Source organism: uncultured Eudoraea sp., from assembly GCF_947258925.1.
GTDB lineage: Bacteria > Bacteroidota > Bacteroidia > Flavobacteriales > Flavobacteriaceae > Eudoraea.
This window is the reverse complement of record NZ_CAMYKG010000003.1, coordinates 10,551-24,189: the sequence shown is the minus strand read 5'-3', so window position 1 is coordinate 24,189 and position 13,639 is coordinate 10,551. Positions and strand designations below refer to the sequence as shown.

The 13,639-nt window shown below is 37.8% G+C and carries 7 protein-coding genes and 1 pseudogene; 6 read left to right on the top strand and 2 right to left on the bottom strand.

Features of this window, described 5'->3' with window-relative positions; translation table 11 throughout:
• Positions 1–9 precede the first annotated feature (9 nt).
• The gene (locus Q0X77_RS01235) at positions 10–1,809 is read right to left on the bottom strand and encodes a glycoside hydrolase family 15 protein (RefSeq protein ID WP_297792049.1); all 1,800 of its coding nucleotides are present in this window, start codon (positions 1,807–1,809) and stop codon (positions 10–12) included.
• Between the two features lie 102 nt (positions 1,810–1,911).
• Between Q0X77_RS01235 and Q0X77_RS01230 the strand changes: the two genes are divergently transcribed.
• The 4 genes from Q0X77_RS01230 to Q0X77_RS01215 all read left to right on the top strand — a co-directional run bounded on the left by Q0X77_RS01230 (position 1,912) and on the right by Q0X77_RS01215 (position 8,821).
• Positions 1,912–4,116 carry a bifunctional alpha,alpha-trehalose-phosphate synthase (UDP-forming)/trehalose-phosphatase gene (locus Q0X77_RS01230; RefSeq protein ID WP_297792046.1) on the top strand — a complete coding sequence of 735 codons (2,205 nt, stop codon included), beginning with the start codon at positions 1,912–1,914 and terminating at the stop codon, positions 4,114–4,116.
• A gap of 244 nt (positions 4,117–4,360) precedes the next feature.
• Positions 4,361–5,695 (top strand): M28 family metallopeptidase, encoded by a 1,335-nt coding sequence (locus Q0X77_RS01225; protein ID WP_297792044.1) that lies wholly within the window; start codon positions 4,361–4,363, stop codon positions 5,693–5,695.
• A gap of 8 nt (positions 5,696–5,703) precedes the next feature.
• Positions 5,704–7,020, top strand: a complete 1,317-nt coding sequence (locus Q0X77_RS01220) for a DUF2268 domain-containing putative Zn-dependent protease (RefSeq protein WP_297792042.1) — start codon at positions 5,704–5,706, stop codon at positions 7,018–7,020.
• A gap of 202 nt (positions 7,021–7,222) precedes the next feature.
• Complete coding sequence (locus Q0X77_RS01215) at positions 7,223–8,821, top strand: M1 family metallopeptidase (protein ID WP_297792204.1); 1,599 nt, start codon at positions 7,223–7,225, stop codon at positions 8,819–8,821.
• 91 nt (positions 8,822–8,912) lie between these two features.
• On the opposite strand, the gene Q0X77_RS01210 is transcribed toward Q0X77_RS01215, so the two are convergent.
• The gene (locus tag Q0X77_RS01210; RefSeq protein ID WP_297792040.1) at positions 8,913–12,146 is read right to left on the bottom strand and encodes a ThuA domain-containing protein; all 3,234 of its coding nucleotides are present in this window, start codon (positions 12,144–12,146) and stop codon (positions 8,913–8,915) included.
• Positions 12,147–12,416: 270 nt separating this feature from the next.
• On the opposite strand from Q0X77_RS01210, the gene Q0X77_RS01205 reads away from it, so the two are divergent.
• Both Q0X77_RS01205 and Q0X77_RS01200 read left to right on the top strand, forming a co-directional pair.
• Positions 12,417–12,986: a YdeI family protein gene (locus Q0X77_RS01205; protein ID WP_297792038.1), complete on the top strand. Its 570-nt coding sequence runs from the start codon at positions 12,417–12,419 to the stop codon at positions 12,984–12,986.
• Positions 12,987–13,288: 302 nt separating this feature from the next.
• Positions 13,289–13,639: pseudogene (locus Q0X77_RS01200) on the top strand (amidohydrolase); the annotation flags it as partial.

Here is a 13,639-nt window from a genome sequence, read left to right as displayed (position 1 = left end):
TGCAAAAAATTAGCGCATTGACTCTAAGACTTTTTCTTCACCGGCCTTGTTTGCAAAATTAATTGCACATTCTATCAAAGCCAAATGTGAGTATGCCTGAGGGAAATTCCCTAGCAATCTTTTTGTTTTGAAATCTATATCCTCACTAAAAAGCCCCAAATGATTGCTGTAGCTTAATATTTTATCAAAGAGCTTTTGCGCTTTTTTTTCCTCTCCTATCTTGAACAAGCTGTTAATAAACCAGAACGTACAAATAGTAAATGAGGATGAAGGCAATCCAAAATCGTCTTCATTCTTATATCTGTATAGCAATCCATCATTGCTTAACTCTTTTTCTATTGCCAGTACAGTACTCACAAATTTAGGGTCCTTAGAATGAATAAATCCATAAGACTCCATCAATAAAACGGAAGCATCCAGGTGAGTAGAACCATAGGACTGTGTAAATGCATTAACCTCGCTGTTCCAGGAATTTGAAAGAATATCATTTTTTATTTCCTGTTCCAAACTTTGCCATTTTTCAACTTTTCGCATTTTTTTTAATATCCTGGCAACTTTTATTGCCCGATCTATTGCTACCCAACACAGCACTTTAGAAAAAGTAAAATGCCTTTCCTCCGTCCTCAATTCCCAAATCCCTTTATCAGCCTCTTTCCAATGTCTAGAAACTATCCAGACAATGCCTTTGGTTATACCCCATAATTCTTCTCCATTCTCAATATTGGTAGTGAATTTGACCAGTTGGGCATGAATTACATCCATAAGAATGCCATATATATCATTTTGCTTTTGCTCATAAGCAGCATTGCCTATCCGAACCGGTTTGGAACCTTTATATCCACTCAAATGATCTAGTGTCTCTTCGGTGAGATTTTTTTCCTTATTAATACCATACATTATCTGAAGTTTCTCGTCTTTATCCGGAATTAGATCGATAATAAACTGAAGATATCTCTTGGCTACGTTTTCATGCCCTAAGTAAGCCATTACTTTAATAACCATTGAAGCATCTCTTATCCAGCAAAAACGATAATCCCAATTTCTAACCTCTCCTATAGTTTCGGGAAGGGAGGTGGTGGCAGCTGCCAGCACTGCCCCGCTTTTGTCATAACTCAAAAGCTTAAGTGTTATGGCACTTCTGGTAATTTCTCTATTATATTGATTATAAGTTGGTGTTCTGTTGGCCCAGTTCAACCAATATACTTTTGTATTTTCCAGGTCCAAATAAATCTTCCTCGAATCGGGCTGTAGTATCTTCTCATTATAAGTCAGTAAAAAGTACCCATTTTTTTTAACCTCCAGCTCCCTTCCTTCTATGACTGCATTTTTATTGAAAGAAGTATATAAAAAAACAGTGTCAAATTTTTTATTGTCCGTAAGGCTAACAACAAAATTTTTTTTCACATAAGACCTGGTCTCTCCTATGGCATACTCCAATTTTGGATCATAATTTACTCTAAACCTTGGTCTACCTTTAACATGTCTTACATGCCTCGCTAATTCCGGAGGTGCATGATATTTTCCATTCTCTGCATAATACCTGGGCATGAAATCATGAAGCTCGAAAGCATTATCGCCATCAGAATATTTCGTAATCAAAATAGCTGTGTTTTTTTTGTATCGCTGGGTTATTTTGTACTCTTCAGAAACATGAATTGCAAAACTGCCCCCAATTTTCTCATCCAGTAGCTTAGCAAAAACTGAAGAGGAGTCAAATTCAGGCAAACAGCACCATTCTATGGAACCGGTTTTAGAAATTAATGCTGCACTCCTGCAATTTCCGATAATGCCATAATCTAAATTGTCCATAATTAAATTATCTGCTAAAAGTTTCTTTTTAATTGTTATTACACTGCAATTTGCCGAAATTTAGAAAAATAAAAATCAATACCCCTTAATTTTATACAATACATGAGCAAAACTATCATAATCTCAAATAGACTGCCTGTTCAATTACAAATTAGCAATGGAAGCATCAATGCAATTCCAAGTGTGGGAGGCCTGGCCACGGGTATGAAATCCGTTCATACGGGCGGCGATAGTCTTTGGATTGGCTGGAGTGGCCTTACCGATGAAGAAATTCCTAAAGAACTAATCCTAAAAATAGATAAAGCGCTCGCCAAACATGGTTCTTCCAAAGTAAATCTCAGTGAAGAAGAGGTAAATGGTTTTTATTTTGGGTTCAGCAATCGTGCGATCTGGCCATTATTTCATTATTTTTTGCAGTATGCTGAATTTAAATTAGATCACTGGTTGACTTATAAATCTGTTAATCGAAAATTTGCAGATGCAATCATCGAAAAGGCAAGTGAAGAAGATACAATTTGGATTCATGACTACCAGTTGATGCTGGTACCTAAAATGGTTAGAGAAAAGCGACCCAAATTATCCATTGGATTTTTCCTCCATATTCCTTTTCCTTCCTATGAAATTTTCCGGACCTTACCCTGGCGAGAAGAAATTCTTGAAGGACTATTAGGTTCAGATTTAATCGGTTTTCACACCTATGATTATGAACGTCATTTTTTAAGTTCAGTAAGAAGGTTGCTGGGAAATGAAGTTAGTTTTGATGATATCTATGTTGATGATAGAATTGTAAAGGTTGATTCCTTTCCCATGGGAATAGACTATAAAAAATTTAGTGATGCGGCCAAAAAACAGAAGGAATTTAGTGAAGCACAGCAATCCGATTTACAGCGCAGGCTTGATCTTCATAAAAAATCAAGTCCGGATGCCAAATTAGTAGTATCTATTGATCGTTTGGATTACAGTAAAGGTATCGCTAAACGCCTCCATGCATTTAAGTATTTTCTTGATAAATTTCCTCAATACAAAGAAAAGATCCGACTAATAATTTTGGCGGTTCCCTCAAGATCTAATGTCCCTCAATATCAACTTTTAAAAAAGGAGATTGATGAGCTTGTCGGACGAATTAATGGAGAATTGGCAACGGTTAGCTGGACTCCCATCTGGTATTTTTACAGGTCCCTGCCGTTTGATAATCTAATTGATTTATACACTTCCAGTGATATTGCATGGTTGACGCCTATCCGGGATGGAATGAACCTTGTTGCTAAAGAATACATTGCCACAAGAACGGATAAAACCGGGGTTCTAATTTTAAGTGAAATGGCCGGTTCTGCTAATGAAATGAATGAAGCATTGCTCATTAACCCAAATAATTTTGAACAGATTGCAGACACGCTTTATAAGGCAATAAATATGCCTGAGTTAGAACAGCAAAGAAGGAATACAATTCTGCAAAGGCGCCTTAAACGCTATGATGTTGAGAAATGGGCCAATGACTTTATGGATTCCCTGAGGAAGCAAAAAAACCGTGATGCCGCTAATGTTTCAAAACGCCTTACTGACAACCTGATGTCCGCAGTCCTTAAAAATTACAACAAGGCCAGGAAACGAGTTTTTTTTATTGACTATGATGGAACACTAACAGGTTTTAAAATTGATCCGCAAAAAGCAAGCCCGGATAAATCACTTTATAAATTATTGGATCAATTAAACGAAAAGGAAGGAAACGATATTTACTTGATCAGCGGACGGGATAAAGAAACGTTTGGTCGCTGGTTTTTACCAAAGAAGTATAATATGATTGTGGAACACGGCGTATGGATTTCAGAAGAAGGCGGAGAATTCAGAATGCTCGAAAATGTTAATAAGGACTGGATGGAAAAAATATATCCGGTATTGGAATCATTTGTAGATAGGACCCCCGGGTCATTTATTGAAGAAAAAAATTATTCCCTTGCCTGGCATTACAGAAATACAGATCCCGACTTTGGAGCCAACAGAGCTGCTGAATTAAATACTGTACTTACCAGTCTTATAGGGAATGATGATATAAGTGTATTAAATGGTAATAAGGTCATGGAAATAAAAAGTAGCAATGTAAATAAAGGCAGGGCGGCAATGAGAGTGCTACCACAAGAGGATTATGATTTTATTTTTGCTATCGGGGATGACTGGACAGATGAATTTATGTTTCAGGAGCTTCCCGATGAAGCAGTGACAGTTAAAGTGGGAATGCAAAACACAAAGGCCAAATATTATATTGAAAGCGTTTCCAAGGTCAGAAATATTTTGAAAAAATTTATTTAGAGAAGATCAGTCTTTTTTAGTTATAATTTGCTTTGTATTGAGCAAATTAAGCCACCTCGTATTAATACTAAATTTTGTTTCTATTTTATTCCTTGTATGATTATACCTAAGTAACAAAAATATCTTGTCCGGTTGAATTTCCGATTTAACAATTTTAAATTGGCGATTTTGTGAAGAAGTTTTGTTCCCGGTCGTATTTTAGACGAATTAATTGAAAACTAATCCTTTTTAAATTTTACAAGTAATGAAAAAATATACTACGCTGCTACTATTTGTCTTTTCTGCAATTACTTTTTCACAAAGTGATTCCCGTTTATATGAAATCATTGAAAATGTTTCATCGGAACGTTTAAGAAATGATGTGACAACACTCACAAACTTTGGTACCAGACATACTTTGAGTGATACGACTTCAGCAACAAGGGGAATTGGAGCAGCCAGACGCTGGATAAAAAGTGAATTTGAAAAAATTAGCGATGACTGCAATAACTGCCTGGAGGTGTTTTACCAAAAAGATTTGGTCAAAGAAGGCGAAAACCAACGTATTGTTCATGATGTTTGGGTTGTGAATGTAGTTGCCATCCAGCGAGGCAGTAAATACCCGAATAGGTTTATAATAATGAGTGGGGATATAGATTCAAGGGTTAGTGACCCCACTGATTTTACATCTGACTCTCCCGGGGCCAATGACAATGCCAGTGGAATGGCAGGCACTATTGAAGCTGCCCGAATACTAAGCAAATACAATTTTGAAAGTAGTATTATCTACGTAGGATTATCCGGGGAAGAACAAGGATTATTTGGAGGTAAAGGTCTTGCCGCTTATGCCAAGGAAAAGGGATGGGAAATTATCGGGATTATGAATAACGATATGATTGGCAATATTAAGGGTGTTGATGGTGTTATAAGCAATAGAGATTTTCGAATTTTTTCTGAACCTGTGCCTCCTACGGAAACTGAACAGCAGCGCAAATCAAGAAGATTCTATGGTGGAGAAGTAGATGGTATTTCCAGACAATTGGCGCGATATATATACACGACCACGAAAACATATATGCCGGAAATGAATCCCATACTAATTTACCGATTGGATCGTTTTGGTAGAGGCGGGCATCACAGACCATTTAATGACGCCGGTTTTGCAGGTATTCGGATAATGGAAGCCCATGAAAATTACACACAACAACATCAGGATATCAGAATGGAAAATGGTATAGCTTATGGTGATGTCTTGGAACATGTCAATTTCGAGTACGCAAAGAAACTAACTGCAGTAAATGCTATAAATTTAGCGTCAATTGCCTCTGCACCACCTTCCCCTGAAAATGTAGAAATAGGTGGTATTGTAGAAGCCTCGGCTAAATTAAAATGGAACAAGTCCAAAGGAGCTGTTGGGTACAAAATTTACTGGCGCGATACCACATCGCCTACTTGGGACCACAGTCGTTATGTTGGTGATACAGATTCATTTACCCTGAAAGGCATAGTGATAGATAATTCTTTTTTTGGTGTTGCGGCCGTAGGAGCGAATGGTCATGAGAGCATTATAGTATTTCCCACTGGGATCTTTAGAGAATAACAAAGCCTATGAATAGAAAAAACCTACTGCTATTCCTTAGTATCCTTATGATCCTGATTGCTTCTTTTAATTCGTGCAAGCAGGAAAAAGAGGCGATTGCAGACCTTTATCTACCCGATATTAACGTGCTCTATGCAGATTATGAGCGGGTAAGCAGAACAAAGGCCTACACTTCTTTTGCCAATAAAATTGTTGACGCCAACAGGGATTTAAATTCTTCAGAATTATATGTGGAGGCAGCCGCCCTATATGCACAAGCAGGAAAGTCAGATTCTGTGGCTTCTTTATTGCATAAGGCAATAGATAACGGAATGGCCAATTCTAAGATAATTTCCAAATTGCATGGTTTAAATTACAACAGGGATACACCCTTATGGCGAGGCCTGCAAGTACGATTGGACTCCATAGAACTGCAGCAGAAGGAGGTTTCACATTATAGTATGGAAATGAGTTCTATGGATCATTTTTGGGACTTTTTTGAACGGGCTCTAAAAGATACGGCTAATGCCAAAGAAATATTTAAAGAATTTATTTTTACCGGTCCACGGGAATTAAGGGACTTTTATGCAGTACGATATATTAATTTGAACACTATGTACGGGCAGATGATCAACGCATCTCCTGACTATTACCGCTACTTAAAAAATCAGTTCAACCCGGATAGTATCAATACAATCAAAACCAAAACCGCGCAATGGATGCGCAAGTTCAAAAGTATTTATCCCAAGGCAATCTTTCCTAAAGTTTATGTAGTACCGGGGATTTTGAACTCTGGTGGAACAGCGACTGAAATGGGAATGTTTGTTGGAGGTGATATGTATGGCAAATCAGATTCAATGCCTACCAAAGGATTGACCAATTGGCAAAAAGAATCAATAATGAAGGTCTCAGATCTTCCAGGGCTCACAATTCATGAATTAATGCATTTTCAGCAAAATTATCAGGATACAGAACTGGGCGAAACAGTCCTTGCGCAGGTCATAGGAGAAGGTGTTTGTGATTTTCTGGTCGAATTGTGTTCAGGAGTCCAACTAAAGAATTCCAATCTTATGTATCTTAGTAATGAGGCTAATCAAGAAAAAATAATGATGGACCTTCAAAATGATCTATTAACTGAAGACAATTCCCAGTGGCTATATAATGGAGGATCCATTGATGACAGGCCCCATGATCTGGGATACGCTGTAGGATATATGATTTCCAAATCGTATTACAATAATGCAGAGGATAAGGAAAAAGCTGTATATGAACTTTTAAACACAGATGATTTTGTATCTATTCTTAGAGCTAGTGATTATGCTTTTCTGTTAGAAAATGACTTATAATATTTGAGTTCTTGTTGTAGGTCAACAGCGATCGCTTCTTTATTCCGTAAATTACTTTTTATTATTCACATCTAAGAGAAAGAAAATCAGCGACAAATAGAATCGAAATCAAAAGTGCTAAAAAGAAATATCCCGGAAAATAAATATTACGGACAATTTGAAATGTATGATTAGACGTTCTCTCAACACCTTATTCCTATGCATGGTGATTCCTGTTTTTGGGCAGCACCCTGTCTTCACAGAACAGGACAGTCTTAGGGGAAGTATTAATCCGGAAAGAGTATGGTGGGATCTGAATTATTACGATCTCCAAATTGAAGTAAATCCGGATGAGAAATATATTTCAGGAAGTAATACGATAAGATACAGGGTATTAAATGAAAATCAGGTACTTCAAATTGACTTGCAAGCACCGCTGGAGATAACAAAAATAACTCAGGATGGGGACGACCTTATTTTTAAATCTATTGGCAGTGCACATCGGGTTACGCTTTTAAAACCCCAAAAAAAAGGGGAATACAATGAATTAATCATTACCTATTCGGGATATCCGAAGGAAGCAATAAATCCACCCTGGGACGGCGGTTTTTCCTGGCAAAAAGACCAAAATGGCAACCCTTTTATTGCTACTTCCTGCCAGGGATTAGGAGCCAGCGTTTGGTGGCCTAATAAGGACCATATGTATGATGAAGTGGATAGCATGGCCATAAGTGTTACAGTGCCCAAGAACTTAATGAATATCTCCAATGGTCAATTAAGAACTATAGAAGAACATGGAAGTTCCAAAACTTTTCATTGGTTCGTGGCGAATCCTATTAATAATTATGGGGTAAATGTAAATATTGGAGATTATGTCTCTTTCGGTGAAACTTATCAGGGCGAGAAAGGTCCGCTTAAAATGGATTATTATGTCCTAAGGGGGAATCTAGAGAAAGCTAAAAATCAGTTTAAACAGGCCAAAATGATGATGGAAGCATTTGAACACTGGTTTGGTCCTTATCCGTTCTATGAGGATGGATTTAAGTTAGTGGAAGTACCCTATTTGGGAATGGAACATCAGAGTTCAGTAACTTATGGAAATAAGTATCAAAACGGGTATTTGGGTACTGACCTATCTGGTAGTGGCTGGGGTTTAAAATTTGATTTCATAATAATTCATGAATCCGGCCATGAATGGTTTGCCAATAATATTACCTATAAAGATATTGCTGATATGTGGATTCATGAAAGTTTTACTGCGTATTCCGAAAACCTTTATCTGGATTATTATTATGGTCCGCAAGCCTCAGCTGAATATGTCATCGGGACCAGAAGAAGAATACGCAACGACCGACCTATTATTGGGATATATGACGTTAATTATGAAGGATCCAGTGATATGTATTACAAAGGTGCGAACATGCTGCATACACTTAGGCAACTCTTGGAGGATGATGAGAAATGGCGGCAAATATTGCGTGGCTTAAATGAAAAATTCTATCATCAAACGGTCACTACAGAACAAATTGAAAACTACCTTAGCGAAAAAACCGAAATAGATCTAACTGCTTTTTTCAACCAATATTTGCGTACTACACAAATTCCTGTTTTAGAATATAGCCTTAACAAAGGAACCCTTAAGTATAGATACAAGAATGTAGTTAAAGATTTCGATATGCCGGTGCGTATCTTTGTCAACAATGCAGAAAGATGGTTATTTCCCCGGGTTGACTGGAAAACAGAGACCTTTGAAACAAAGGATCCAATAGAAGTGCGTTTTGATCAAAATTTTTATATTCAAGTAAAAAACCTCTCGGACTAACTATTGCAGCCATCAATAATTTTCAGAAATTCGGAGTTACTGGTTTTAAGTATACCCTTAACTCCGAGTTGTTTCCCAAAATCACAGATTCTTATTTACTGCCAAATCGCACATTCATTGCTGCAACTACTCCCGGACCTCTTTCTTCCCCTTCTTTAGGACTATGTACGAAATACAATTCATCAGCTTTGACACTCAAATCCTCAAAAAGCTTAATAGCTATCATACCGCCTGGTTGCCCTTTGACTGGTTTAGGCATACTGCCCTTACCTACCAATTTTCCATCAGGGGCATTTAAGCGCATCTCAAAGTCAATTCCGGCTAGAGGTGGTTCCTGCCACCCAGTTGTAATGTAGGCAGCTTTTACCCCGGATAAATCAATATTTTCCAGCATAAACCAACCCGCTTTTGAGGGCATTAAAAGTAAATCCATTCCACCAAATGAAATAGGTGTAAATCCATCATTTTTTGTTTTATCTGAAAATAAAACCGTACTACTCCTTAGGAAAACCTTTTGCATACCCGTAAGGGGCTTGGCTCCTCCTTTTCCGGCATCAGTATAACTGGCTGTAAGTACAAAAATGTTGGCATCTTTTTTAGGTTCTGGTATTATCGTACCCTTGGCAGGAAGTGATTTCTTTTCAGCACTCGTTTCCTTCAAGGATCTGATGTACATTGCAATTTGCCTGGACTCCACATTTGTAATATTTGGATGAGCAGGCATAGTCACTTCACCCCAAACACCATTACCTCCGGATTTTATTTTCTTTTGTAAGTAACTAATTGCATTTTTATCGTCCTGGTATTTTTCAGCAATCTCTAAATAGGTCGGTCCGATAGATGATTCATTTTCCTTATGACAAGTCTTACAATCCATTGACATGGCTAGGGCTTTACCAGTGACCGAAGCAGAAACTTCCTGGTGGCCCATTGAAAGATTTACCTGGTCCATTCCTTCCATATAATCTACCGAAACAAATACATTTTTATCGTCAATTTGCTCATCATTATCCGGATCAGTAACGGAAACGCTATAATTCACTGGCACTCCGGGCATGAAGAATGAGGAATTCCCACCACTTAGATCTATAGTTACCAATGGCCTTGAATTACCGGCTACAACAGTAACAACATCACTTGTGGCAACGGCATTTTTATCATCCTTTACTTCAACAGAAATTCTGTATTCTCCTTCCTTATCATAAATATAATCAATAGATGCCTCTGCTGTTTCCATTGTAGTGCCATCTCCCAGGTCCCATATATACTGAATATCATCCTTCTCGCGGTCAATTGCTGTTACCTCAGCCTTTATACTTAGTGGCAAACTACCAGAAGTTTTGTCCACGATTAAATGATCTATAACGGGAGGTCTGTTTCCGCCATTATATTCAATATAACTCAACCCGGAATCATCGTTTCTGGAATACCAGCCACTACCGTATTCCAAAAGGTAAACCCTGCCATCTGCCCCTACTTCCATATCAATTAAACTATTAACCTCGATTCCAGAAGCAAAAGGTTCCATTTTGTTAAAAGTTCCATCTTCAAAAAAACTAACCGCTTTCATCCAACCACGCATCCAATCATAGACCAATAATTTTCCATGATAATATTCGGGCAATGTATTGGGACCATCATAAAGATCAGTGTAATATACCGGACCGGCCATGGCATTTCTACCTCCGGTGCCTACCTGAGGAAAGTCCGAAGACGAGACGTAAGGATAATATACATATGCCGGCATAGCCTTTGGGAGTTCATTCAGACCCGTGTTGTTTTTTGAATTATTCAATGGTTTTTCGGGATCAAATAGCTCTCCGCTCAGCCCGGTTTCATAGTTGTATGAGAAATAGGACTTATTATCAGCGATAAAAAGTGGCCAACCAAAATTACCGGCTTCCCTTGCCTGGTTCATTTCATCATAACCTCTTGGTCCTCTGGTCTGAAGACTATCCTCCCTCGCATCTGGTCCTACATCACCCCAATAAACATATCCATTTTTCGGATCGACGGATATTCTGTAAGGATTTCGATGACCCATAGTATAAATCTCTGGTCTTGTTTTTGCTGTTCCAACCGGAAATAGATTCCCCTCTGGTATATCATAAGAACCGTCTTCATTTACTTTAATTCGTAAAATTTTGCCTCTAAGATCATTTGTATTCCCGGAAGATCTTCTTGCATCGTACGGTTGTTTTCCGGGGAGATCGTTTAGGGGAGCAAAACCACTATTTACATACTTAGCACCTTTTTCATTAAAAGGAGTGGAATTATCACCTGTAGACAAGTGTAAAAGCCCTTTGGGACCAAATGCGATTGATCCGCCTGTATGGCAACATATCTCACGGTCACTCGCCACATCCAGGATAATTTGCTCAGAATCTCTTTTAAAAATCCCATCTTTAAACTGAAATCTGGACAATCTGTTTACAGACTCATCTCCTGTGGGAGCATAATAAATGTAAATCCAGTTATTTTGCTCAAAATTAGGGTCTTTTTGTAATCCCATAAGTCCTTCTTCAGCATTGACATCGGGGTTCCTTAGAGATTTATGGTATACATCCAGATATCCGACCTGATTTAGTTCTTTGGTGTCCGCGTTGTAATACATTATCTCTCCCCTACGCTGGCCAATTAGCACATCATTATTTGGTAAAATTGTCATTTCAGTAGGTTCCATAAACTCCGCTCCGCCAACGAGAGAAACTTTGGAAAACCTATCTAAATCGGGTGGAATTAAAGAGCTTGACTTAGAAAAATCCAATTTTAAATTGTCTCCTATTGCGTATTGAATTCCTCCCAATAAATGTTTCAAATAGAGCTCTTCTGTAAACGACTCCGAGGTATGTCCCAATGCGGTATAAAATGCCCTTCCTCCGTCGTATTCATGATACCAACTCATAGGATGGAAGTCACCGTTAATGCCACCATCATAGGTGGTTTCATCAATCGTCATCAGAACATTAATATCGGGGTTAATTTTCTTGAAATTGTACATTTCGTCTGTCCTGTGCCAGATACTATCTGTCATAAAGCTGGTAGCCGGAAAGGCCTTATCCTTGATAATAAAATCCGCTTCGGGTGTGCCTGATGGATGGCTATGAAAATAGGCGCCTACTAATTTCCCGTACCAATTCCAGTCATATTCTGTATCCGTAGCCGCATGAACCCCAACAAAACCTCCGCCAGCCTGAATATAACGTTCAAAACCAGCTTCTTGCTTGTGATCCAAAATATTCCCGGTTGTACTCATAAAAATAATAGCTGAGTATTGTTTTAAAGAATCTTCTTCAAAAATGGCAGCATTTTTAGTGGTGTCCACTTCAAAATTATTCTCGACACCGAAATAGAGGCATGCTTAAAACCCATAGTTTTCGAGAAAACCAATACTTTCGGATTTCCATCTCTTTTTTTGGAATCGCATCCAATATTCAAAAGACAACAGAAAACTATTGCCCAACTAAAAATATATTTCATTATTTTTTAAGTGTATTGTTAGAAATAAAATAGTAAGGCTCCTAAGATAACTATTGTGGTCGATTAAATCCAAAAAGTACTTAGGAGATATTGGTAAAATAGTATAATCATAACAATGGAAACAGATATACCGGAATTGTATTTTAGAAATAATGACGAGTGGCGCAAGTGGTTATCTAAAAACCATAGCACCTATCCTGCAGTCTATCTGATTTTCTATAAGGTAGAATTGGGTATGCCCGGAATGCGCTGGGAGGATGCTGTTAAAGTTGCCCTTAGCTATGGTTGGATAGACGGTAAAGTTAAAAGTCTTGGAAATGGTAAAAGAAAGCAATATTTCTGCCCCCGAAATCCTAAAAGTGCCTGGAGTAAACTAAATAAAACATACATTGGCGAACTGATTGAACAGGGTTTAATGCACGAAAGCGGATTGCAAAAAATTGAAATTGCGAAGGAAAACGGATCGTGGTACGCGCTTGATAATGTGGAAAATGGCATCATTCCAAAAGATCTCCAAATTGCCTTTGACCAAAACGAAGTGGCTTTCGAAAATTATCAAAAGTTTAGCCGGACCCATCAGAAGAGCTACTTGTATTGGCTTAATCAGGCAAAAAAAGATGTAACCAGGTCAAAACGAATTAAACAAATCATTGAACTCTGCGCCAAGAATATTAAATCTCGCTAATTGTGGGTCTATCTCGAAACAGATTTAAGCCTACGGAAACAGATCAAATACCAACTATTTTATATCAGCTTTTCTATTCTTAGCATTTTTCCGATTTGGGCACCTAGAATAAATACTTATTGCGTAATTATTTTTACCTTTCTAAAAGCGAAAATTGCCAATCTTGTACTATTAGCCGAAAATCTACCGGAAAATATTTCAAAGATTCAAAAAGTTGAGATTGGATTAAAGTAGAAGCCAGTATAACCCCATAGAGTTGCTTTCACTTTTGAGTTAAGATAAATTAATTGAAACATAAAGTCATGAAAAAGTTACTAATTATAACTGCTATTCTATCCTTTATTGCATGCAATAATGCTCTGGATAAAAGAAGTGATACAGCCATACTAATTAAGAATGTCACCGTAATTAACGTAAAGACCGGGGTACTCCTTTCGGGCAGGCATATGATAATAGACTCCGGAAAAATTAAGGAAATTACAACCGATTTAGAAAATGAAGTAGGTTATAAAACAATAATTAATGGTAGTGGGAAATTTGCTTTACCCGGTCTCGCTGAAATGCATGCTCATATTCCTTCACCGCCCACAACGCGGGAGCGCACGGAGGAAACCCTTTTTCTGTATCTCTCAAATGGTATCACCACTATAAGG